At 73.9% G+C, this 21,811-nt stretch carries 21 protein-coding genes; 10 read left to right on the forward strand and 11 right to left on the reverse strand.

Annotation, left to right across the window (positions count from 1 at the left end; genetic code table 11):
• Window positions 1-63 precede the first annotated feature (63 nt).
• A complete protein-coding gene (locus AC1C2V_RS12525) occupies window positions 64-1,344 on the forward strand; it encodes an inorganic phosphate transporter (RefSeq protein WP_495389949.1) in 1,281 nt (426 codons plus the stop codon).
• Window positions 1,341-1,655 carry a hypothetical protein gene (locus tag AC1C2V_RS12530; protein ID WP_495389950.1) on the forward strand — a complete coding sequence of 105 codons (315 nt, stop codon included), beginning with the start codon at window positions 1,341-1,343 and terminating at the stop codon, window positions 1,653-1,655. Before AC1C2V_RS12525 ends, AC1C2V_RS12530 begins: the two co-directional genes overlap by 4 nt.
• A gap of 65 nt (window positions 1,656-1,720) precedes the next feature.
• Here the strand turns inward: AC1C2V_RS12530 and AC1C2V_RS12535 are convergent, their stop codons facing one another.
• Window positions 1,721-1,816, reverse strand: coding sequence for a hypothetical protein (locus AC1C2V_RS12535; protein ID WP_495390157.1), 96 nt, complete (start codon window positions 1,814-1,816; stop codon window positions 1,721-1,723).
• A gap of 40 nt (window positions 1,817-1,856) precedes the next feature.
• Between AC1C2V_RS12535 and AC1C2V_RS12540 the strand changes: the two genes are divergently transcribed.
• Entirely contained in the window at window positions 1,857-2,018 is a 162-nt protein-coding gene (locus tag AC1C2V_RS12540; protein ID WP_495390162.1) for a hypothetical protein, read from the forward strand.
• 74 nt (window positions 2,019-2,092) lie between these two features.
• Here the strand turns inward: AC1C2V_RS12540 and AC1C2V_RS12545 are convergent, their stop codons facing one another.
• The 4 genes from AC1C2V_RS12545 to AC1C2V_RS12560 form a co-directional block, all read right to left on the reverse strand.
• Window positions 2,093-2,926 carry a class I SAM-dependent methyltransferase gene (locus AC1C2V_RS12545; RefSeq protein WP_495389951.1) on the reverse strand — a complete coding sequence of 278 codons (834 nt, stop codon included), beginning with the start codon at window positions 2,924-2,926 and terminating at the stop codon, window positions 2,093-2,095.
• A gap of 105 nt (window positions 2,927-3,031) precedes the next feature.
• Complete coding sequence (locus AC1C2V_RS12550; RefSeq protein WP_495389952.1) at window positions 3,032-4,288, reverse strand: glycoside hydrolase family 3 N-terminal domain-containing protein; 1,257 nt, start codon at window positions 4,286-4,288, stop codon at window positions 3,032-3,034.
• Window positions 4,289-4,380: 92 nt separating this feature from the next.
• Window positions 4,381-4,863, reverse strand: coding sequence for an SRPBCC family protein (locus AC1C2V_RS12555; protein WP_495389953.1), 483 nt, complete (start codon window positions 4,861-4,863; stop codon window positions 4,381-4,383).
• Between the two features lie 41 nt (window positions 4,864-4,904).
• Entirely contained in the window at window positions 4,905-5,840 is a 936-nt protein-coding gene (locus AC1C2V_RS12560; protein ID WP_495389954.1) for a winged helix-turn-helix transcriptional regulator, read from the reverse strand.
• A gap of 45 nt (window positions 5,841-5,885) precedes the next feature.
• Here AC1C2V_RS12560 and AC1C2V_RS12565 point away from each other — a divergent pair, with 45 nt between their 5' ends.
• Window positions 5,886-7,151 (forward strand): MFS transporter, encoded by a 1,266-nt coding sequence (locus tag AC1C2V_RS12565; protein WP_495389955.1) that lies wholly within the window; start codon window positions 5,886-5,888, stop codon window positions 7,149-7,151.
• A 47-nt stretch (window positions 7,152-7,198) separates the two neighbouring features.
• Here the strand turns inward: AC1C2V_RS12565 and AC1C2V_RS12570 are convergent, their stop codons facing one another.
• On the reverse strand, window positions 7,199-8,392 hold the full coding sequence (locus tag AC1C2V_RS12570; RefSeq protein ID WP_495389956.1) for a threonine aldolase family protein: 1,194 nt from the start codon (window positions 8,390-8,392) through the stop codon (window positions 7,199-7,201).
• Between the two features lie 224 nt (window positions 8,393-8,616).
• Here AC1C2V_RS12570 and AC1C2V_RS12575 point away from each other — a divergent pair, with 224 nt between their 5' ends.
• The 3 genes from AC1C2V_RS12575 to AC1C2V_RS12585 are packed head-to-tail and all read left to right on the forward strand — an operon-like array spanning window position 8,617 to window position 13,345.
• Entirely contained in the window at window positions 8,617-9,639 is a 1,023-nt protein-coding gene (locus AC1C2V_RS12575) for a 3-oxoacyl-ACP synthase III (protein ID WP_495389957.1), read from the forward strand.
• Window positions 9,633-12,368: an alpha/beta fold hydrolase gene (locus AC1C2V_RS12580; RefSeq protein ID WP_495389958.1), complete on the forward strand. Its 2,736-nt coding sequence runs from the start codon at window positions 9,633-9,635 to the stop codon at window positions 12,366-12,368. Before AC1C2V_RS12575 ends, AC1C2V_RS12580 begins: the two co-directional genes overlap by 7 nt.
• Window positions 12,365-13,345: an NAD-dependent epimerase/dehydratase family protein gene (locus AC1C2V_RS12585; RefSeq protein ID WP_495389959.1), complete on the forward strand. Its 981-nt coding sequence runs from the start codon at window positions 12,365-12,367 to the stop codon at window positions 13,343-13,345. Before AC1C2V_RS12580 ends, AC1C2V_RS12585 begins: the two co-directional genes overlap by 4 nt.
• Before the next feature lie 9 nt (window positions 13,346-13,354).
• Here AC1C2V_RS12585 and AC1C2V_RS12590 read toward each other — a convergent pair whose 3' ends face one another.
• From AC1C2V_RS12590 to AC1C2V_RS12600, 3 genes are all read right to left on the reverse strand, one after another.
• A complete protein-coding gene (locus tag AC1C2V_RS12590) occupies window positions 13,355-14,440 on the reverse strand; it encodes a lipase family protein (protein WP_495389960.1) in 1,086 nt (361 codons plus the stop codon).
• Window positions 14,441-14,676: 236 nt separating this feature from the next.
• Entirely contained in the window at window positions 14,677-14,994 is a 318-nt protein-coding gene (locus AC1C2V_RS12595) for a type II toxin-antitoxin system PemK/MazF family toxin (protein ID WP_495389961.1), read from the reverse strand.
• Window positions 14,991-15,194 (reverse strand): hypothetical protein, encoded by a 204-nt coding sequence (locus AC1C2V_RS12600; RefSeq protein ID WP_495389962.1) that lies wholly within the window; start codon window positions 15,192-15,194, stop codon window positions 14,991-14,993. Before AC1C2V_RS12600 ends, AC1C2V_RS12595 begins: the two co-directional genes overlap by 4 nt.
• Before the next feature lie 112 nt (window positions 15,195-15,306).
• Here AC1C2V_RS12600 and AC1C2V_RS12605 point away from each other — a divergent pair, with 112 nt between their 5' ends.
• Window positions 15,307-16,740, forward strand: coding sequence for a serine hydrolase domain-containing protein (locus AC1C2V_RS12605; protein WP_495389963.1), 1,434 nt, complete (start codon window positions 15,307-15,309; stop codon window positions 16,738-16,740).
• 311 nt (window positions 16,741-17,051) lie between these two features.
• Here the strand turns inward: AC1C2V_RS12605 and AC1C2V_RS12610 are convergent, their stop codons facing one another.
• Complete coding sequence (locus AC1C2V_RS12610) at window positions 17,052-18,062, reverse strand: LacI family DNA-binding transcriptional regulator (protein ID WP_495389964.1); 1,011 nt, start codon at window positions 18,060-18,062, stop codon at window positions 17,052-17,054.
• 107 nt (window positions 18,063-18,169) lie between these two features.
• Here AC1C2V_RS12610 and AC1C2V_RS12615 point away from each other — a divergent pair, with 107 nt between their 5' ends.
• Together AC1C2V_RS12615 and AC1C2V_RS12620 are read left to right on the forward strand one after the other, a co-directional pair.
• Window positions 18,170-19,324 carry a Gfo/Idh/MocA family protein gene (locus tag AC1C2V_RS12615; protein ID WP_495389965.1) on the forward strand — a complete coding sequence of 385 codons (1,155 nt, stop codon included), beginning with the start codon at window positions 18,170-18,172 and terminating at the stop codon, window positions 19,322-19,324.
• Between the two features lie 16 nt (window positions 19,325-19,340).
• The gene (locus tag AC1C2V_RS12620) at window positions 19,341-20,438 is read left to right on the forward strand and encodes a Gfo/Idh/MocA family protein (protein WP_495389966.1); all 1,098 of its coding nucleotides are present in this window, start codon (window positions 19,341-19,343) and stop codon (window positions 20,436-20,438) included.
• 449 nt (window positions 20,439-20,887) lie between these two features.
• Here AC1C2V_RS12620 and AC1C2V_RS12625 read toward each other — a convergent pair whose 3' ends face one another.
• Window positions 20,888-21,649, reverse strand: coding sequence for a CPBP family intramembrane glutamic endopeptidase (locus tag AC1C2V_RS12625; RefSeq protein ID WP_495389967.1), 762 nt, complete (start codon window positions 21,647-21,649; stop codon window positions 20,888-20,890).
• Window positions 21,650-21,811: the final 162 nt, after the last annotated feature.

Here is a 21,811-nt window from a genome sequence, read left to right on the forward strand (position 1 = left end):
GTCCTCGAACAGTTCACCTGTCGGCCCACCGTTGGTCGTCAACGCTCAGGATCACCCCCCACGATGGATGACGTGACCGAGACGCTTCTGCTCGTGCTCGTCGTCGTGACGGCCCTCGCGTTCGACTTCACGAACGGGTTCCACGACACGGGCAACGCGATGGCCACCTCCATCGCCACCCGAGCCCTCAAGCCCCGGACCGCCGTCGCGCTGTCCGCCGTCCTCAACCTCGTCGGGGCGTTCCTCTCCCTCGCCGTCGCCGCCACGATCGCCAAGGGCATCGTCGATGCCGGCGTCATCACCCTCCCGGTGGTCCTCGCCGGGCTGGTCGGCGGCATCGTCTGGAACCTCATCACCTGGCTGTTCGGCATCCCGTCGAGCTCCTCGCACGCGCTGGTGGGCGGCATGGTCGGCGCGGTGCTGGCCGCCGTCGGCACGTCCGGCGTGCTGTGGACCGGCGTCATCTCCAAGGTGCTGGTGCCCGCCCTGATCGCCCCGCTCGTCGCGATCGCGGTGGCAGGCGTGGGCACATGGCTCGTAGCCCGCCTGACCCGCGGCGTGCCGCAGGAGGTGACGAGCCGCAGCTTCCGCTGGGGCCAGATCGGCTCCGCGTCGCTCGTCTCCCTGGCGCACGGCACCAACGACGCGCAGAAGTCGATGGGCATCATCCTGCTCGCGCTCATCGCCGGCGGGGCCGTGCCGGCCGACTCCGGCGTCCCGTTCTGGGTGATCCTCGCCTGCGCCGTCGCGATGGCGATGGGCACCTACCTGGGCGGCTGGCGGGTCATCCGCACGCTCGGCAAGGGGCTCGTGGAGATCGACACCCGGCAGGGCATGGCCGCCGAGACGTCGTCCGCCGCCGTCATCCTCCTGTCCAGCCACTTCGGCTTCTCGCTGTCGACGACGCACGTCGCGACCGGGTCCGTGCTCGGCTCCGGTGTCGGCATGCCGGGGGCAAAGGTGCGCTGGAGCGTCGCCGGGCGCATGTTCGTCGCCTGGCTGGTCACCCTCCCCGCGGCCGGGCTCGTCGGCGCGCTGTGCCACTGGCTCGAGTCGTCGATCGGCGGCACCGCCGGCACGATCGCCGTCTTCGTGCTGCTGGTGGTCGTGTCCGTGGCCATCTGGCTCGCGTCGCGCCGCAGGCCGGTGGACCACAACAACGTCAACGAGGCCTGGGACGAGGAGAAGGGCGCCTCCGTGGAGCCCGTCGCCGCGACCACGGGCGAGGCCGGCGGCGAGCGGGTCGGGCCGGTGCCCGCCACCGCGACCGCGTCCTCCGTCGGGCCGGCCGTCGAGGCCGTCGGCACCGTGGCAGCCCCGTCGAACCAGAAGGTGGGAGCATGAACTTCATCGAGTGGGGCGCCCTGGGCCAGGTGGTCGTGGCCGGGCTGATCATCGGCGCCGGCATCCCCGCGCTGTTCGCCCTCGGGCTGCGCCTGCTGGCCGGCACCACGCCCCCGGAGGCGCCGGCCGCCATCCCCGGCACCCTTCGACCGGCTCAGGACGGTGCGGCGGATGCGGCGGACGGTGGGTCCCGCGCGATCTCGATCCCCCGCCCGACGCCGGCCCGCCTCGCCGGCGCCATCGCGTGCCTGGGCGTCGTGGTCGGCGCGATCGCCTTCGGGATCGTCTTCCTCGTCTCCGGCGGGCACTGAGCGACAAGTTCCCGGTACGAGGGTGAACGCGACGGCGAGTGAGCTCGCACGAAATCTCGTCGGAGCTATGGTCTGCCGAGACGTGTGGTGATGCCGTCGAGGAGCAAGTGCAGTCCGAGCTCGAACAGCTGGTCCAAGTCCAGGTCGTAGCCGTCCTGCATGAACGTGCTGAGGATCCCGGCGAAGGCCGGGTAGCGGCGGTTGCGACCGTTCGTCGCCGCCAACCAGGCCCTCGCCACCGAGAACCCGGGCGGCCCGGCCTCGGAGGAGTCTGTGGACCATGCCAAGAACGCCGTCACGCTCGACGAGCGCGAGGAGCCGACAGTGGAGATCGCGTCGGCGAACGCCCAACCGGAACGGTGACAACTCCGAGTTGCAGACCGACGCCGGGGCCGGGGCCCGTCGGCCGGCCCTGCCCCCGCTGGGGCGGTGCGCCGTCAGACGCGTGCTGCGCTGAGCGCGAGCGTGACGCCCCGCTGCACGAAGCTGCCGCCGTCGGCGTCGATCGCGGCGCCGAGGCCGTCGAGCACCGCGCGCAGCTGGTCGGCGGGGAGGCGGGTCATCAGTCCGGTGGTGGGCACCAGGTCCAGCCACTCCTCGCGGGTGTAGGTGCGCTCCCAGGGGTAGCGGTGCTCGCGCGGCTCGGTGAAGCTGCCGGCGGCCCGCACGCCCGCGGCGGCGGTGGCGACAATCCGCGCGTACCCCTCGGCTGCCGAGAGCGTCCCGGCGGCGGCCATCGGGGACCCGGGTAGCACCTCCTGGTACACGGCGGCGAACGCGGCCGCCAGGTCCGCGGGCGGGTCGCCCCCGTTCCAGAACACCGTGAGCTCGCCGCCGGGGCGCAGGGCCTCGGCGGCCCGCGCGGCGCCGGCCTTCGCGTCGACCCAGTGCCAGGTCTGGCCCGCGGTCACGGCGTCGAAGACGCGCCCGGCCGGGTCCCAGTCCTCGATGGTGGCGACCTCGACGTCGATCCCGTCGCGGCGCGCTATCTCGGCCATGCGCTCGTCGACGTCCACCCCGAGCAACTCGCAGCCCGCCGCGCGCAGCTGGCGCGCGACGATGCCGGTGCCCACGCCGACATCGAGCACCCGGGGCGCCTGCCCGCCCGGTGCGACCCGGCCGGCGGCCTCGGCGATCGCCGCGATCAGGGCGTCGGGGTAGCGCGGCCGGGCGCGGTCGTAGCTCTCGGCGTCGCCGCCGAACGAGGACGCGACCTGCCGCAGCTGCGAGGGGTCCGGGACGGGGGGAGGGGTGCCGGGTGAGCTCGTCATCCGGTCAGCCAAGACCTCCGCGTCACCCCGGTCAACGACGTTCGCCGACGGCGGACCACTGCCTCCAACCGCGGGGGAACGGGCACGCACGTTGCGGTGCCGGGGTCAGTCGTCGAGCGAGGCCTTGGCCGCCAGCACCCGCCGCGCGGACTCGTCCACCTTCTCGGCGAACTCGGGGTCCTCGCCAGCCTTCGCCACCAGCGCGTCCGCCATCTCGGGCGCGACGCTCGGGTCGGCGGAGGCGAGCACGATGTCCACCCCGGCGTCCACGGCGGCGACCGCCCGCTCGCCGGGCGACCAGCCCTGCACCTGGGCGGCGGCGGACAGGTCGTCGGTCATGACGACGCCGTCGAAGCCGAGCTCGTCGCGCAGCAGGTCGCCCACCACCACCGGGGAGAACGCGGCGGGGGCGTCGGGGTCGATGCGCTCGTAGACGGCGGTGGACATCATGACGTACGGGGCGCCGTCGTCGATCACGTCGGCGTAGACCTGCACGGACGGGTCGTCCGTGGTGGTGACGTCGTCCACGACGTCGGCGTCCGTGTCGGTGTTGGCCGTGACGCGGCCGAGCCCCGGGAAGTGCTTGAACACGGGCGCGACCCCCGCGTCGGTCATGCCGTCACCGAACGCCGTCGCCGACCGCAGCACGGACTCCGGCGTGAACCCGTAGTTGCGCCCGAAGGCCCCGATGGGCGGGTTGTTCGCCGCGTCGCCCTCGTCGACGACGTCGATCACCGGGGCCAGGTTGAGGTTGACGCCCGCCGCGGCGAGCTCGTCGCCCCAGCCGCGCGCCCGGTCCTGCAGGGTGGCGGCCTTCCAGGTGGCCTGCTCGGTGGCCTTCGGGATCTCGCTGAATCCGGGGCCGCGCAGCACCTGGACCAGACCGCCCTCCTGGTCGGTCGCGACCAGCAGCGGCGTGCCGTGCGTGGAGCGCTCGGAGACCAGGGCGGTGTACTCGTCCACGAGGTCGCGGGTGGCCTCCACCCCCGCCTCGCTGCGTCCGTGCAGGAAGACGTTGCCCACGTGCTTCTCGCGCACGGAGTCGGCGCTGACGGCGGCCGGTTCGCTCACCGACACCCCGACCATGAGCAGCTGGCCCACCTTCTCCTCCAGCGACCAGCCGGCGAGCACGTCGTCGGGGGCTTCCTCGGTGGGCGAGGGCGTCGGGGACGGCGTGCCGGACGCCGTCGGCGCGGCGGACGGCGAGTCAGCCGCGGGTGCGCTCGACGACGAGCCCGACCCCGGGGAGGGTTCGGTGCCGGCGCCGGAGCACGCTGCCAGCATCGTCACGACGGCCAGCGCGCCGGCCAGCGACGCGAACCGCTGGTTGAGCTTGTCGAAACCAGGTTTCGACAGGCTCAACCGGCGTGGTTTCGACAGGCTCAACCGGCGTGGTTTCGACAGGCTCAACCGGCGTGGTTTCGACACGCTCAGCCAGCGGCGGGGTGCGGGGGTCACGCGTGCCGGGCAGGCGCGCCATCCCGATGGGCCAGGGTGCGGAGAGCGTCCTGCCAGTGCGCCTGGGAGTTGGTCGCGTGCTGTGCCGTGTCGATGTTCTCTTGCCTCACGGACACGACCGTACCCGTCTCGTCCGGTGCGAGAGTAATGCGAATCTCGTGGTAGTTCTCCGGCAGGTCCTCGAGGTCGCCGAGCGGCGAGAAGTGGGTGAAGTGCAGCAGGTGCGGGCGCTCGACGGCGATCACCATGCCCTTGTCGGCGAACTGGCGGCCGAAGAAGCGGCCCTCGAACGTGATCGGGCTGCCCGGCTGGAAGTCGGTCTCGATGTTCGCGCCCAGCATCCACCGCGCGCCGGGGTGCATGAGCTCGGCCCACACGCGAGGGGGCGGCTGGGTCACGTGGATCGACGCCTCGGCGACGTGGGGGCTGTGGGGTCCTGCCGGTTCGGTGGGACTGGTCGGGCTCGTGGGGCTGGTCATGTGGGGGGTCCTTCCGCCGGCTCCGGTGCTCGCACCCGACCCTAACGCGGCGTCGCCGTCCGAAGCCCGCGGACGAGGGCGAGCACGTCGTCGACCGACTGCGCCGGGTCGGTCACGGGCGCCTGCACGTGCCGCACGATGCCGCCCGGGTCGACCAGCAGCGTGACGCGCTTGAGCCGGTCCGCCCCGCCCGCGCGGAACACGGGCAGGCGCAGGGCGGAGGCCGCGAGGCCGTCCTGGTCCGACGCGAGCCGGTACGGCAGCCCGGCGTGCGCGGCGAACGCGGCCTGCTGCTCCGGGTGCTGGGTGCTGACGCCGAGGACGCGCGCCCCCGCCGCCTCCAGGGCGGCGTGCCGCCGCCCGTAGGTGACGCACTCGAGCGTGCAGCCGCTGGTGCCCGGCACCTCGCCCCAGCGCGGCGGGTAGCCGTGGGTGCCCGGCGCGTACGCGCCGGGAAAGAAGAACAGCGCCGTCCAGCGGTCGGGGTCGACGAGCGTCACGCGGGAGCCGTCGTGCGCCGTGAGCTCGACGTCGGGCACGCGCGTCCCCTGGAGGGCGCGCACCCGCGCGAGGTCGCCGTCGCCCAGCGCGCCGCTCAGCTCGCCGTCGCCCATGACGAACCGCGTGCCCCACTCCTGGAGCGCGATCAGCACCGGCAGCAGCCCCTCGCCCTGCGCGGTGAGGCGGTAGTCGTGACGCGGCGGCCGTTCGGAGTACGGCACCTTCTCCAGCACGCCGTGCTCCACGAGCTGGCCGAGCCGCTCGGTGAGGGCGCGGCGGGAGAGCCCGAGCTCGCGGGCGAAGCCCTCGAACCGGGTGACGCCGGCGGCGGCCTCGCGCACGATCAGCAGGCTCTGCCAGTCGCCGACGACGCCGAGGGACTGGGCGATGCCGCAGTCGCTGTCGGCAAGGTCCTCGCGGCGCATGGGGGTCATCCTCTCGTCGGGCCGGGCGTACGTCCAGGAGTCGTCGTTCATATAGAGTTCCAAATTGGAACTTACAACGATCGAGGGAGGCGGACGGTGGCCCCAGGCGCCCGACCGTTCTGGACCTACTGGACCGCGAGCACCGCCAGCGGCGTCGGCACGGCGGTCACCGCCGTCGCACTGCCGCTGACGGCCGTCGCCGTGCTGCACGCCGGGCCGATCGAGACCGGCGTGCTGGCCGCGTCGTCGTACCTCGCCTGGATCGTGCTCGGCCTGCCTGCGGGCGCGATCGTGCACCGGCTGCCGCTGCGGGCCACGCAGGTGGTGGCGGACCTGGTGCGGGCGGCCGCGATACTCACGGTGCCGCTGGTCTGGTGGCTGGGGGAGCTCACGCTCACCCACCTCGTGCTCGCGGCGCTCGCGGTCAACGTGGCCGAGGTGTTCTTCTTCACCGCCAACACGACGTTCCTGCCCACCGTGGTGCCGCAGCACGAGCTCACGAGCCGCAACAGCCTCGTCTCCGGCACGCAGGCCGCGACGCAGCTCGGCGGCCCGTCCGCCGGCGGGCTGCTGGTCCAGGCCGTGGGCGCGGTGCCGGCGCTGCTGGTCGACGTCGTGTCGTATCTCGCCTCGGCGCTGCTGCTGACCCGGCTGCCGGAGCGGCGGGAGCCCGCGCTCGCCGCCGGCGAGGAGCGCCCCGGGATGCGGGCGATGATCGCCGAGGGCTGGCGGTTCGTGGTGCGCCACCCGGTGATGGCGCCCGCCACCTGGTGGGCGTGCGTGGTCAACCTCGTGTGCGGGGTCCAGGCCGGGCTGTTCGCGCTCTACCTGGTGCGTGACCTGGACGCGCCGCCCGCCATGGTGGGCGTGCTGCTCGCCGCCGACGGCGTGGGGTCGCTGCTCGCGGCGGTGGCGACGCCGTGGCTGGTGCGACGGTTCGGCTCCGCGCGGGTGCTGCTCTTCGACGGGCTGTTCGGGTTCGCCGGCGCCCTGCTGATCCCCCTCGGCGCCGGCCCCGTCGGGTGGCTCTGCTTCGCGCTCGGCACGCTCGTGTTCGGGGCGTCCGTGGTGCCGGGGAGCGTCGTGACGCGCACCTACCGGCAGGTGGCCAGCCCGCCGGAGCTGCTCTCGCGCGTGATGGCCACCGTGCGGTTCGTCTCCTGGGGCATGATCCCGCTCGGGTCGCTGGCGGCCGGCGTGCTCGCCGCGCAGCTCGGTAACCGGGCGGTGCTGCTCGGCTCGGCCTTCGTGCTGCTGGCCGGCCCGGTCATCGTGGGGCTCAGCCCGGTCCGCCGGTTGCGCGACCTCGACGACTACGACGCGTCGCCGGTGGAGCCTGTCGAAACCACGCACGCCGGTTGAGCCTGTCGAAACCAGGTTTCGACAGGCTCAACCGGCGAGCGGCAAGCTCAACCGGCGAGGTCGGCCGCCGCGGAGACGAACGCGTCGACGGACTCCGGCGCGGTGTCCCAGGCGCACATGAGCCGCACCTCGACGCGGTCTGGCGACTCGCCGTCGGCCCAGTCGTAGAAGCGCGAGACGGCGCGCAGCCGGTCCGCGGCGGCGCGGGGGAGCGTCGCGAAGACGGCGTTGGCCTCGGTGGGGCGGGTGACGCGCACCTGCGGCGCGAGCTCCGACAGCCCGTCGCGCAGCCGCGCAGCCATCGCGTTCGCGTGCGCGGCGTTGCGCCACCAGAGCGGCGGGGTTTCGACGGGCTCGACCAGCGGGCGGGTTTCGACGGGCTCGACCAGCGAGTCGATGTCGACAGGCTCAACCGGCGAGGAGGGCTCGCCGAGCAGCGCGAGGAGCTGGGCGGAGACGAACCGCGTCTTGGACGCGAGCTGCATCGTCGACTTGCGCAGGTACGGGACGGCGGCCGCGGCGGCCTCCCGCGAGCGGGCGGACGCCGGGTCGGGCGCGTCGTCGGGCCCGAGCACGAGGACGGCCTCGCCGAGCATGCCGCCGTTCTTCGCGGCGCCGAGGGAGACGACGTCGACCCCGGCGTCGGTGGTCAGCGCCCGCAGCGAGCAGCCGAGCGCTGCGGCCGCGTTCGCCAGCCGCGAGCCGTCCACGTGCACCGCCATTCCCAGGGCGTGCGCCACGTGGGTCAGCGCCCGCAGGTCGTCGAGCGCGTACACGGTGCCCAGCTCGGTGGACTGGGTGAGCGACAGTACCGCCGGGTGCGCGCGGTGCACGTCGTCCCGCTGGCCGGCCCAGCGCGCGACGTCGTCCGGCGTGATCCGCCCGTCGACGGACGGGCACGCGAGCAGCTTGAGGCCGCCCACCCGCTCGGGCGCGCCGTTCTCGTCGGTGTTGACGTGCGCGACGTCGGACACGACGACGCCGCCCCAGCGGGGGGACAGCGCGGTGAGCGACACGACGTTCGCGCCCGTGCCGTTGAGCACCGGGAACGCGAGCGCCCCCGCACCGAAGACCTCGCGCACGCGGGCGTCCAGCCGCGCCGTCCACGGGTCGTCCCCGTACGAGACGGCGTACCCGTCGTTGGCCGCGGCGACGGCAGCGAGGACGTCCGGGTGGGCGGGCGCATAGTTGTCGGAGGCGAACGGCGGGAGCTGTGGGGCGGTCCTGCGCGGGTCGGTCACGCGCCTAGGGTAGGCGCGGCGTCGACGCGGCAACGGCCGGGACGCCCCCGCGGGCGTGGGCGACGCCACACCTCACCCGGGAACCGTGCGCCGGCGTCGTGCGTCAGACCCCTGGGGGGCGGAAGGTTAGGAGATGTGCCGCCGGCACTGTCCGGGGGCGGCGACGCCATGCCGGCCCCGACCTACCGTCGTCGTGCCGGTGTACCCGGCCTCTTGGAGCTCGTGTGACAGGGAACGCCACCACCAGGTTCACCAACGTCTCGTTGCTGTCGGTCGCGAGCAGGCTCCCCTCCGGGGTCCGCACCTCCGCCGATGTGCAGGCGAGGCTCGGTCCTGCCCTGCGGCGACTACGCCTGCCGTCCACGCTGCTGGAGCGTGTGGCCGGCGTGACCGAGCGACGCGCCTGGGCGCCGGGCGAGGACTCGGACACCGCGACGATCGCCGCTGGGCACGAAGCGCTCGGCACGGCCGGGGTCGACCCCAGCGACGTCGGCCTGCTGATCAACACCTCGGTGACGCGCAGGCACCTGGAGCCGTCGGTCGCGGTGCGGCTGCACCACGGGCTCGGGCTGCCGTCGTCGGCCGTGAACTTCGACATCGCGAACGCGTGCCTCGGCTTCATCAACGGCATGAGCCTGGCGGCGACGATGATCGATTCCGGGCAGATCCGGTACGCCGTCGTGGTGGACGGCGAGGACGCCGACCTCATCCACGACCGCACGATCGAGCGGCTGCTCGCCGAGGACCGGGGGCGCTCCGAGTTCATGCAGGAGTTCGCCTCCCTCACCCTCGGCTCGGGGTCGGCCGCCGCCGTCCTCGGGCGTGCGGACGAGCACCCGGAGGGGCATCGCGTGCTGGGCGGCGTGTCGCGCGCCGCGACCCGGTTCCACGACCTGTGCGTCGGCAGCACCGACGGCATGTTCACCGACGCGAAGGCGCTGCTCGACGGCGGCCTCGAGCTCGTGGTGGACGCCTGGAAGGACGCCGTCTCCGACTGGGACTGGGCCTCCATGGACCGGTACGTCACCCACCAGGTCTCGCGCGTGCACACCGACGCGATCGTCGAGGCCGTCGGGCTCGACCGGTCGCGGGTGCCGGTGACCTATCCGACCCTCGGCAACGTGGGCCCGGCCTCGGTGCCGATCACGCTCGCCGGGCAGCAGGACTCCCTGACCGCCGGCGACCGCGTGCTGCTCATGGGCGTCGGCTCCGGCATCAACACCGCGATGCTGGAGCTCGCGTGGTGACGGTCCCCGTGACGCGGGGTGCGGACACCGTGCCGCCGGGGCTGCCCGGGCTCGACCCGCGGTTCAGCCACGTGCTCGACGACGCCCGTGGCGGGCAGTGGCACTACCTCGACAACCTCGCCGAGCTGCGCTCGCGGGGCGTCGACCCCGCCGGCACGGTGCTGGCGGTGCACGGCAACCCCACCTGGTCGTACCTGTGGCGGCGGCTCGTCAGGTCCGCGGGCGACGCCGGCTGGCGCGTCGTGGCGGTCGACCAGCTGGAGATGGGGCTGTCCGGCCGGACGGGCGAGCACCGGCCGCTCGCGCGGCGCGTCGCAGATCTGGCGGCGTTCACCGACGCGCTCGGGCTGGACGGCCCCGTCGTGACGCTCGGCCACGACTGGGGCGGCGTCGTCTCGCTCGGCTGGGCCGTCGACCACCCCGAGCAGCTCGCCGGCGTCGCGCTGCTCAACACCGCCGTCCACCAGCCCGACGACGTGCCGATCCCCGCACCCCTGCGCCTCGCGCTCGCCGGCCCGGTGCTGCCGCTCGGCACCCGCACCACCCGCGCGTTCCTCGAGACCACCCTGCGTCTGGCGCACCCCGCCCTGCCGCATGACGTCGCCGACGCCTACAGGCTGCCGTACCGCGCGGCCGACGAGCGCGGTGGCATCGAGGGGTTCGTCGCCGACATCCCCGCCGCGCCGGGCCACCCCAGCCGGCCCGAGCTCGACCGCATCGCCGCGGGCGTCGCCAAGCTCACCGTGCCCGCGCTCCTGCTGTGGGGCCCGCGGGACCCCGTGTTCTCCGACCGGTACCTCGACGACCTCGTGCACCGGATGCCGCACGCGCGCGTGCACCGGTTCGCCGGCGCCGGGCATCTTCTCGCGGAGGACGTCGACGTCGCGTCGACCGTGCTCGCATGGCTTCCGTCGGTTGTCTTGCGGCCGGCGGAGGGATCGGCGGGCTCGGGCACGGATGCGTTCACGGGCCCCAAAGGGCCCTCCACTTCGGGAACTTCTACTTCCGTGCCCGAGCCCCCCGATTCCTCCGCCTCGTGGACCGCGTCGCCGTCCGCTCGACCGACGAAGCCGCCGGTCGAGCCTGTCGAAACCCCGCTGTGGGCCGCGCTCGACTCGCGCGCCTCGGACGGGTCGCCCGCTGTGCTGGACATGACGACCGACGGCGCGGACGGCGGGCCGCTCACGGTGAGCTGGCGGGCGCTGTCGCGGCAGGTGCGGCGGGTCGCCGCCGGGCTGTACGGGATCGGGGTGCGGCGCGGGGACCGGGTGTCGCTGCTGGTGCAGCCGGGGCCGACGCTGACCGCGCTGGTGTACGCGTGCCTGCGGATCGGGGCCGTCGTCGTGGTGGCGGACGCCGGGCTGGGGGTGCGCGGACTGACCCGCGCGCAGCGGGGGGCGTGGCCGCAGTTCGTGGTGGCGCAGCGACCGGGGCTGGCGGCGGCGCGGGCGCTCGGCTGGCCGGGGGTGCGGATCTCCGCCGAACCGCTCGGCCCCGTGGTCCGGCGGGCGCTCGGGGTGGCGCACGAGCTGATCGACGTCGCGCGGGCGGGCGAGGGTCACGACCTGCCGCCCGAGCCCGGGCCGCACGACGAGGCCGCCGTGCTGTTCACCTCCGGGTCGACCGGGCCCGCGAAGGGCGTCGTCTACACGCAGGCCGAGCTGTCGGCGCTGCGCGACGTGCTGCGCGACCACTTCGACGTCGGGCCCGAGACGGGGCTGGTGACGGGCTTCGCGCCGTTCGCGCTGCTGGGCCCGGCCCTCGGCACCCGCTCGGTGACGCCGCGCATGGACGTGTCCGCGCCCCGGACCCTCACCGCGCGGGCGGTCGCCGACGCCGTGCGCGCGTCCGACGGCGACATCGTCTTCCTCTCCCCGGCGGCGATCCTCCACGTGGTCGCCACCGCGGGCGCGCTCGACGACGCGGACCGGGCCGCCCTCGCGCGGGTACGGACGTTCCTGTCGACGGGGGCGCCGATCGGCGCGGAGCTGCTCGGCTCGGCCGCCGACCTCATGCCCGCCGCGACCGCGCACACCCCGTACGGGATGACGGAGTGCCTGCTCGTCACGGACGTCACGCTCGACGGCATCCGGGCCGCCGCGTCCGCGCCCGACGACGGCGTCTGCGTCGGGCGGCCGGTCGGTGGCGGCGAGGTGCTCGTCAGCGCGCTGGACGACGACGGGGCCGCGACGGGCGAGCCGGCCGCGACCCCGGGCGTACTGGGCGAGGTGCTCGTCCGGGCGCCGCACCTCAAGGAGCGGTACGACCGGCTCTGGCTCACCGACCTCGCCGCCGAGCGGGACACCCCGCCCGGGCGCTGGCACCGCACCGGCGACGTCGGGCACATCGACGCCGAGGGGCGGCTGTGGATCGAGGGGCGGCTCGCGCACGTGCTCACCACGACGTCCGGCCCGCTCGCGCCCGTCGGGCCCGAGCAGCACGTGGAGCGGGTGCCGCAGGTGCGCCGCGCGGCGGTCGTCGGCGTGGGGCCGGCGGGGCTGCAGCAGCCGGTCGCCGTCGTGGAGACCGTCGCCGGGGCGCGCCGTCCCGGCCTCGCGCCGGAGGAGCTCGGCGCCGCCGTGCGGGCCGCGTCGCCCGTCCCGCTCGCCGCGGTGCTGGTGGTGCCGTCGATGCCCACCGACGTGCGGCACAACTCCAAGATCGACCGCGCCCGGCTCGCCGCCTGGGCGGACGGCGTGCTGGCCGGCGGCCGGGTGGCGGCGCCGTGACGGTGCTGGTCACGGGCGCCTCCGGGCTGCTCGGCGGCGCGGTCGCGCGGGTCCTCGTGGACCGCGGCGAGCCGGTGCGCACCCTGCAGCGGCGCCCGTCCGGCGTCGCGGGGGCCCTCGACGTCGAGGGGTCGGTGACCGACGCCGACGCCGTGGAACGCGCCCTGGCCGGCGTGGACGCCGTCGTGCACCTCGCGGCCAAGGTGTCCCTCGCGGGGGACCCGGCCGAGTTCGAGGCCGTGAACGTGGGCGGCACCCGCCGGCTGCTCGAGGCCGCCGCTCGGGCCGGGGTGCCGCGCTTCGTGCAGGTGTCGTCGCCGTCGGTGGCGCACGCCGGAACCTCGCTGACGGGGGTCGGGGCCGAGCCCGCCGACCCGGAGCACGCCCGGGGCGAGTACGCGCGGACCAAGGCGGTGGCGGAGCTGTCCGCCCTGTCTCTCGATGGCGGGCCCGCCGGGACGAGCGTGGTCGCCGTCCGCCCGCACATCGTGTGGGGGCCGGGGGACACGCAGCTCGTGCAGCGGGTGGTGGACCGGGCCGCGCGCGGCAGGCTGCCCCTGCTGGGGCACGGCGCCGCGCTCATCGACACCACCTACATCGACAACGCCGCCGATGGGATCGTCGCCGCGCTCGACCGCGCGCCTGAGGTGCACGGGCGCGCGTACGTGCTGACGAACGGCGAGCCGCGCACGGTCGCGGACCTGCTGACGGGCATCTGCCGGGCGGCGGGGGTGCGCCCGCCGGCGTGGCGGGTGCCCGCGCCGGTTGCGCGCGCGGCGGGCGGGCTGGCCGAGGCCGTGTGGCGGGTGCGCCCGGGCGACGACGAGCCGCCCATGACGCGGTTCCTCGCCGAGCAGCTGTCCACCGCGCACTGGTTCGACCAGCGGGCGACCCGCGCCGACCTGTGCTGGACGCCCGCCGTCGGCATCGACGAGGGCCTGGCCCGCCTCGCCGCGTACTACCGCCTCGACGGCTGACCCGCTCGTTCACGCACCCGGGCTGAACGCGCGCGCCACCTGCGGCAGCGCCGCGCGCACGGTGCCGTTGTGGTCGACGTCGCCGACGTCGGTCAGCTGCTGGTCGGCGCCCTGCGCCGTCAGCTGCCGCTGGCAGTGCCGGGCGTGCTCGATGGCGACGTCCTGGTCGCCCGAGGCGTGGAAGAGGTGCACGGGGACCTCAGGGCGCCAGTCGCAGGTCGTGTCCATGACGCGCAGCTTCTGCCGCAGGATCCCGGTGGGGTGACGCATCGACTCGAGGAACTCGTCGGTGAACAGGTCCGCGGACGCCGGTGGCAGCGGGGCGGCGATCTCCTGCGTGCGGTGGTCGCCGTCGAGCAGCTCCTCCACCTGGGCGGCGTACGGCTCGCGGAACGCCTGCTCCGGCGTGTCGTAGAGGTCGTACAGGCGATCCCCGGCCGTCGAGAAGTAGACCAGGTAGAGCGCGGCCATCGCGATCTTGTCGTCGGCGGCGTCCGCCTCGAACCGGCTCAGGTCGAACGGCCCGGAGATCGGGGCGAGCCCGCCCAGCTCGAACGCGGGGTCGGCGCCCTCCTGGAGCGCCCGCCCGAGCAGCATCGTGGCCGGCCCGCCCTGGGAGAAGCCGCCGACCCGCACCTCTTCGTCGAACGTCAGGTGGTGCCGCTCGGCCAGCTCCCGCGCCGACCGCAGGGCGTCCAGCGACACCGAGACCGTCGCCTCCGGGTGCCCATACGGGTGGTTGCCCGGGCCTTCCCCCAGACCCAGGTAGTCCGGGGCGGAGACCGCACGGCCGGTCGAGGCGAGCAGCAGCGTCGCGGCCCGGTCGGTGGACGCCTCGTTCACCGAGGCGGCGTCACCCCGGTACACCGTGGTGCCGTGGAGCCACGACACGACCCCCAGGTCGCTCTCGTCGTTCTGGGGGAACGCGACTAGCTGGCTCGCCGTCGTGGGCGCGCCCTCCACGCCGATCGTGCTGTACACGACCCGGTACGCCGTCACGCCGTAGCGCACCTCGCCCGGATCGACCTCCGCGTCGCGCAGCCGGGCCGAGACCTCGGCCGCCGACAGGTCCTCCACCGGCGTCACCGACTGCACGGCGCCCCGCGCCGCACGCGGCGCTCAGGCCGACCGCGACGACGGAGGTCAGCGCCAGGAACGTACGGGACACCGATCGGGTACCTCGTCCGAAGAACATGCGATCAGCGTCGCGTGGAGCATGACGGGGCCGACACGGTGCACGCCTCCTGGCAACCTGGGGGGACAGCCCGAGCGACGTGGGGCGCCGTGAGCCTCGAGCGGCGAGACCGGACGACGGGGTGCCGGAGCGCTCGTCACACGAGGCCGAGGTAGTGGATCACGGCCTGCTCGACGATGGCGAGCTCGCTGTGGTGCAGGTAGTCGACGGGCTCGCCGACGACGTAGTCGGTGTCCACGGTCCGGATCTGGTCGACGAGGAACAGCGTCTGCTGCCCGCCGATCATGAGCTCGGGGCGGAACGTCGCCGGGTGGGCGCTGGTCGAGGTGGGCACGACGGTCGCGACCGGCCAGCTCATCTCCGAGGGCGACAGCACGAGTCCCAGCCGGCGACCGCCCTGCTCGTGGCCGCGCGGGGTTCCGAGGTCGACCCGGTAGACGGCGCCGCGGATCACCAGCCGTCCGGCTCGTCGTTCAGGTTTTCGTCGCGCAGCTTCTCGGCGTCGGCGCGCGCCTGGTCGAGCCACCGCTCGTGCGCGACGAGGTGCAGACCGCGGCGCAGCGCGTCGCTGGTGGACATGCCCGTGCGGGCGATGTTCTCGAGGATGCGACGTTCCTCGGCGGACGGGCGGAAGCCGACGGTGCTCTGCGACATGCGTACAGCGTAGGACTGTGTTGAACATCTGTCGAACATGCCGCGCTGGTGCGCGTGCCGACGTCGTCGAAAACCTGACCACTCACGTGGCCGGGCTCGCTAGGGTGCGGGGATGCCTTCGCCACGCGCCCTGCTGCCGCGGTCGACGCCGGCTGCCACGGGGGTGTCGTCCCGTGCCGTGGCCGCGCTGCTGGACCGGCTCGAAGCGGAGTCCGTCGAGTGCCACTCCGTCATGGTCGTGCGCCACGGCCACGTCGTCGCCGAGGGCTGGTGGGCGCCCTACTCGGCCGAGCGCCCGCACCTGCTCTACTCGCTCACCAAGTCGTTCACCTCGGTCGCCGTGGGGCTCGCGATCGCCGACGGGCTCCTCTCGCTCGACGATCGGGTGGTCGACGTGCTGCCCGATCACGTCCCCTCCGACATCTCGGAGCAGGGCCGCCGCCTCACCGTGCACCACCTGCTGTCCATGACGACCGGGCACGACACGGACAGCCTCGCCGAGGCGTGGCAGCTGGAACCGGACGACCTGACCAGGGGCTTCCTGCGCGTGCCGTTCCCCGAGGCCGAGGGGACGCGGCACGCCTACGACAACGCCACCACCTATGTCCTGGCCCGGATGGTCGAACAAGTCACCGGCCGCGGCCTGCCGGAGCTGCTCGACGAGCGCCTCTTCACGCCGATGGGCGTCGACCACGCCGAATGGGACCGGGTGGCGAGCGGCGCTGCGTTCGGCTTCCACGGTCTGCACCTCACGACCGAGGCCGTCGCCGCCTTCGGCGAGCTGCTGTTGCGCGGCGGGCGTCGGGGCGACCGGCAGCTCGTCCCGCGCGAGTGGGTGGAGCTCGCGACCGGACGCCACATCGAGACGCAGCAGGTCGAGGGCTGGTCGGACAACCCCGACACGCGGTGCGGGTACGGCTACCAGTTCTGGATGTCGCGGCACGGGTTTCGCGGCGAAGGCTCGTTCGGTCAGCTGTGCGTGGTCGTGCCGTCGCACGATCTCGTCGTCGTCGTGACCAGCGCCCTCACGCAGGGCGGCGAGACCGTGCTCGATCCGATCTGGGAGTACCTTCTGCCCGGCCTGGATCACGCCGACAGCGGTCAGGACGACGACGCCCTCGCCGAGCGGTCGCGGCGGCTGTCGCTCGCGCCACCGCAGGGCTCGGCCGAACCCGGGCGCTTCGTCGAGGCGAGGGTCGACGCCCCCGCCGAGGACTCTGCCCTGCCCGACGGCACCACGGTGGTCGTCGATCCCGTGGACGGCGGGTGGCTCGTGCACCTCGGGTCGTCCCTCGACGTCGAGGTCGGCCACGGCGAGTGGCGGGAGAGCTCCCCGCTCGGCCGCCCGGTCGTCGCGGCCGGCGCCTGGCAGGGCCATGCGTTCGTCGCTGACCTCTACGTCATCACCACCCCGCACCGGGTCCGGCTGGTGGTCGACGCCGGCGCGGGGACGGCGGTCGCGACGTGGAACGTCGTGCCCCTGACCGGCCCCAGCCTGGCGTTGCACCTCGCGTCACCGCTGATGACGCGGCCCGACGTCGCGTAGCCCGCACCCCCATCGCTCGTCTCCCGCAACCTGACCCACGACACCGCCCGACCACTCCTGGAAGCACACTCCGCCTCGAGCCGTCGACGACGGGCGTACTCGACAGCCCCTCGCGCGCCATCCTCCCGGCCCAGCCCGAACGACGAGGTCAGCCAATCGTCCGCCTGCCTCCTATGTCCTGGACCGCGCCACCCAGCCGGCGAGGGCCGGGGCCGTGGGTGGCCCGGCTCAACGCACCCCAGTCGCCTTTCGGACTTCTGCTGGATGGCGGCCACGGGCGCACCAGAGGCTCAACGCGGGTTTCGACAGGCTCAACCAGCGGGCTCCCCGCCCGTGGACTCGCGCCAGACGACGCGGTGGATCGGCCCCCCGGCGGGGGGTCGGGGCTCGCCGCGCACGGCGGCGACCAGCACGCGCATCGCGTTGCGGCCGGCCTCCGCGAAGTCGACGGCCACGGTGGTGAGCGACGGGGACATGTAGGCGCCGATCTCGAAGTCGTCCCAGCCCGTGACGACGAGGTTGCCGGGCACGGACCAGCCGCGCTCGGCCGCCCCGCGCAGCACGCCGGCGGCGAGCACGTCGTTGGCGGCGATCACCGCGAAGGGCGGCGCGTCGTCGGGGAGCTCGTGGATCGCGCAGCGGCCCGACTCCCCTGACCACTCGCCCCCGAACACGCCGAGCGACTCGGCCTCGGGGCCGAGGCTCGCCACCGTCGCGAGGTAGACGTCGCGGCGGGCGCGGGCGGAGGCGTACTGCTCCGGGCCGCCGACGTGCACGAACCGGCGCCAGCCGGCGGCGGCGAGCGCCCGGACGAACACCTCGATCGCGCTCGCTTCGGCGAGGTCGCCGAGGCTGCGCATCTGCTCGTCGAAGGTGGCCTCGGCCACGACGGGCGCCGTGCCCTCGGGCGACGACTCCGCGGAGAGGGCCTCGGGGAGCAAGGGCACGAGGGTGAGGACCCCCTCGTACTGGCGGCTCGCCGCGAGGTCGCGCACTCGGGCGGTGCGCTCCTCGACGGTGCCGTCGATGGTGTGCGTCTCGGTCGCGTAGCCCGCGGCCTCGGCGACCTCGCTCGCGCCCGTGAGCACCCGGAGCTGGGTGTCGAGGGTCGTGCCGGTCACGACGGCGAGCCGGCCGGACCGCCGCGTGCGCATGGAGCGGGCCGCCAGGTTGGGGCGGTACCCGATCGACTCGGCCACCTGCAGCACGCGCTCGCGCGTGGCCGCGGAGATGGTGCCGCGGCCGGTGAGCGCGTAGGAGACCGCCGCCTGCGACACCCCGGCGAGGCGGGCGACGTCGCGGCTGGTCGGGGGGTTCGGCACCGCCACAGTATGGCCTCCGTCGCTCGCCGTCTTGACATGTCCGCGCCCTGCGGCCACTCTGATCTTCGTTCACATGATACGTATCATGCCGTTCCATCGGAGGAACCATGCTCACCATCGGGATCGTCGGCACGGGCGGGATCTCCCGAGCGCACATCGACGCCTATCAGCGCTTCGGGCAGGAGTGCGAGATCGTCGCGCTGTGCGACATCGCGCCCGGCCGGGCCGCGGCCGTGCGCGCCGAGCTCGGCCTCGACGGTGCCCGCGTGTACGAGGACGAGGACGCGATGCTCGCCGCGGAGAACCTCGACCTCGTCAGCGTCGCGACGCCGCCGTCCACCCACGCCGCCCTCGCGATCGCCGTCCTGCGCGCCGGCGTCGACGTGCTGGTCGAGAAGCCGATGGCCCTCTCCCTCGAGGAGTGCGACGCGATGATCACGGCCGCGCGCGAGCACGGCCGGCTGCTGTCCGTCGTCGCGCAGAACCGCTTCCGCGACGACATCGCCACACTCAAGGAGGTGCTGGACTCGGGCCTCGCCGGCCCGGTCACGCACGCGCAGGTCAGCTCCGCCTGGTGGCGCGGCACCGAGTACTACGACCTGTGGTGGCGCGGCACGTGGGAGAGCGAGGGCGGCGGCTGCACCCTCAACCACGCCATCCATCACCTCGACATGACCCTGTGGATGCTCGGCTCCCCGCGGGCCGTGACGTCGGTGCTCGCCAACACGGCGCACGAGAACGCCGAGGTCGAGGACCTGTCGGTGAGCGTGCTGCAGTACGACCGGGCGCTGGCCGAGGTCACCGCCTCGGTGGTGTCCCACGGCGAGGAGCAGGCGATCGTCGTGCAGGGCCGCGACGCGCGGGTCTCGCAGCCGTGGAAGGTCGAGGCGGAGCTCGCGAACCCCAACGGCTTCCCGGCGGACGAGGGCGACGTGGGCCGCAAGGCCGAGATCGAGGCCGTCGCGGCCGCGCACCGGCCGCTGGCGCACACCGGGCACGCCGGGCAGATCGGCGACATGCTCGACGCGGTGCGGCAGCGCCGCCGTCCCGCCGTGGACGGCGAGGACGGGCGCCGCGCGATCGAGCTGGTGACGGCCATCTACGAGGCGGGCATCGAGCGTCGCACCGTCGACCTGCCCCTGGGCCCCGACGACCCGTTCTATCGCACGGGCACCCTCGTCGAGCGGGCCCCGCACTTCTTCTCCAAGACGGCGTCGGTCGGCGAGCTGCCGGGCGCGATCACGGTGGGAGCCAAGGCATGAACGCGACGAGCGAAGCATGAGCACGACGAGCAACCGGAGCACGGGCGCGGCGAGCGGCGCCGCCTACGCGCCGGACCCGGTGCCCGCGCCGGTGGTGGAGCGGGGCGAGTTCGCGTTCGCCGCGTCCAGCCTCGACCACGGGCACGTGTACGGCATGTGCGAGGGGCTGGCCGGCGCGGGCGGCACGCTGAAGTGGGTGTACGACCCGGACCCCGCCAAGGTCGAGGTGATGCGTACCAAGTTCCCCGACGTGCGCGTCGCGCGCAGCGAGGCCGAGATCCTTGACGACGACGAGGTGCGCCTCGTCGCGGGCGCCGCGGTGACCTCCGAGCGGGCGGCGCTCGGGCTGCGCGTCATGGAGGCGGGCAAGGACTACTTCACGGACAAGGCGCCGCTGACGACGCTCGAGCAGCTCGAGGCGGCCCGCGAGGCCACCGCGCGCACCGGGCGCAAGTACGCCGTCTACTACTCGGAGCGCATCCACGTCGAGGCGGCCGTGCTGGCCGACCAGCTCATCGACCGGGGCGCGATCGGGCGGGTGCTGCAGGTGATGGGCATGGGCCCGCACCGGCTCGGCACCGGCCGCCCGGACTGGTTCTTCGAGAAGGAGAAGTATGGCGGCATCCTCTGCGACATCGGCAGCCACAACTTCGAGCAGATGCTGCACTACGCGGGGGCGAAGGACGCCGAGGTCAGCCACGCCGCGATCGCGAACTACCACCACCCGGACCACCCGGAGCTGGACGACTTCGGCGAGGCCGGCATCGTCATGGACAACGGCGCCACCGGGTACTGCCGCGTCGACTGGTTCACGCCGGACGGCCTGAGCACCTGGGGCGACGGCCGCACGTTCATCCTCGGCACCGACGGGTACATCGAGCTGCGCAAGTACGCCAACGTCGCCACCGGCGAGGGCGGCGGGCACGTGTTCCTGGTCGACGGCGAGGGCGAGCACCACCTGGTCGCGAACGGCCAGGTCGGCTTCCCCTTCTTCGGGCAGCTCATCCTCGACTCCCTGGAGCGCACCGAGAACGCGATGACGCAGGAGCACGCCTTCAAGGCGGCCGAGCTGAGCGTGCGCGCCCAGAAGACCGCGCGGGTGCTCACGCCCTGATCTCACTGGTTGAGCTTGTCGAAACCCGGCCCGCCGTTGGTTGAGCCTGTCGAAATCCGGCCCGCCGTTGGTTGAGCTTGTCGAAATCCGGCCCGCCGTTGGTTGAGCTTGTCGAAACCCGGCCCGCCGTTGGTTGAGCTTGTCGAAACCCGGTTTCGACAAGCTCAACCAGCGGGTTTCGACAAGCTCAACCAGCGGGTTTCGACAAGCTCAACCAGCGGGTTTCGACAGGCTCAACCAGCGGGTTTCGACAAGCTCAACCAGCGATGTGGTCAGCGGCGGTGCATGTCGATGCTGATCCCCGTGTTCGACGGCGCGGTGTACGCGTACCGGTAGCGCGCCGGGTCGGCGCCGCCCTGCGAGAGCCGCGGCCAGGGCCGTGGCGGTGGTGAGGGTGCGTCGTCGCAGGGTCACGCGGCCCACGGTAGGGGTTGCCCGTGACACGCGCGTCAACGGCGGGTGAACTGCCGGCGGAGCGCGAGCGTCACGAGGGCCACGGCGACGAACGCGACGGCCAGGTTCGCCGTCCACAGCAGCGACGCGTCGCCGTCCGAGAAGAGCAGCAGGATCACGACGTTGATCAGCCAGTGGAAGACAGTGCCGATCACGACGCGCGCGACGAGCGAGCGGCCCGTGGTGAGGACGGCGAGCAGCACGGAGAGGCCCACGGCGGACAGGACGAATGTCGCGTACACGACCGCTCCCCCGTCGGCCAGCATGTAGACGTGCCCCAGCCCGAACAGCAGGCCCGTGACGACGCCGGACAGGAGCAGCGAGAACCGCCGCTCCAGGAGGGGCTGGACGACGCCGCGCCAGCCGACCTCCTCGGCGGCCGCAGCCACCACCTGGACCACGAGGACCACGACCAGCGGTGCGGACAGCGTCGACGGATCGAGCACGGACCACCGGTCGCCCTCGGCGAGGTCGAGCACGAGGAGCACCGCGGCCACCGCCAGCGCGAGGACGGTGGCGAGCCCGACCGCCCGCCCGGTGTCCGTCCGAGAGACGTCGAGGGCAGTGCGCGTGTGGGGCCAGACGGCCCATACGGCCGCGGCGCCGACCACCGTCGCGAACATGGTGAGGCGGACCAGGTCGACGCCCAGCCCCAGTGCGCCCTGGGCCGCGTCGAGCAGGGGTGCGGCCACCCCGGTCACGAGGAGGAAGGCGATCACGGGCGGGGCGATGCGCGTGCTGGTGCGGAGGCGGTGCACGGTGCGGGTCTCCTCGGGGGTTGGGGGCTTCGTCGCGAAGGGAGTCGCGAAGTGCCAGGTCAGGGGGGCCGGTCGCCCGCGACAATGTACCTGGAGCGCGTGGGGCGCGGCACTCGGGCGGCTGCCTTGCCCGGGCGCGACCGGGCATGACACGATCGTGTA

The organism is Isoptericola sp. Y541 (genome assembly GCF_059445465.1).

What these genes read in the sequence shown, in the direction of transcription:
- AC1C2V_RS12530 (WP_495389950.1), top strand. Translation starts at nt 1,341, where the DNA reads ATGAACTTCATCGAGTGGGGCGCCCTGGGCCAGGTGGTCGTGGCCGGG.
- AC1C2V_RS12545 (WP_495389951.1), bottom strand. Translation starts at nt 2,926, where the DNA reads ATGACGAGCTCACCCGGCACCCCTCCCCCCGTCCCGGACCCCTCGCAG.
- AC1C2V_RS12560 (WP_495389954.1), bottom strand. Translation starts at nt 5,840, where the DNA reads ATGAACGACGACTCCTGGACGTACGCCCGGCCCGACGAGAGGATGACC.
- AC1C2V_RS12535 (WP_495390157.1), bottom strand. Translation starts at nt 1,816, where the DNA reads ATGCAGGACGGCTACGACCTGGACTTGGACCAGCTGTTCGAGCTCGGA.
- AC1C2V_RS12600 (WP_495389962.1), bottom strand. Translation starts at nt 15,194, where the DNA reads ATGTCGCAGAGCACCGTCGGCTTCCGCCCGTCCGCCGAGGAACGTCGC.
- AC1C2V_RS12555 (WP_495389953.1), bottom strand. Translation starts at nt 4,863, where the DNA reads ATGACCAGCCCCACGAGCCCGACCAGTCCCACCGAACCGGCAGGACCC.
- AC1C2V_RS12605 (WP_495389963.1), top strand. Translation starts at nt 15,307, where the DNA reads ATGCCTTCGCCACGCGCCCTGCTGCCGCGGTCGACGCCGGCTGCCACG.
- AC1C2V_RS12620 (WP_495389966.1), top strand. Translation starts at nt 19,341, where the DNA reads ATGAGCACGACGAGCAACCGGAGCACGGGCGCGGCGAGCGGCGCCGCC.
- AC1C2V_RS12615 (WP_495389965.1), top strand. Translation starts at nt 18,170, where the DNA reads ATGCTCACCATCGGGATCGTCGGCACGGGCGGGATCTCCCGAGCGCAC.
- AC1C2V_RS12525 (WP_495389949.1), top strand. Translation starts at nt 64, where the DNA reads ATGGATGACGTGACCGAGACGCTTCTGCTCGTGCTCGTCGTCGTGACG.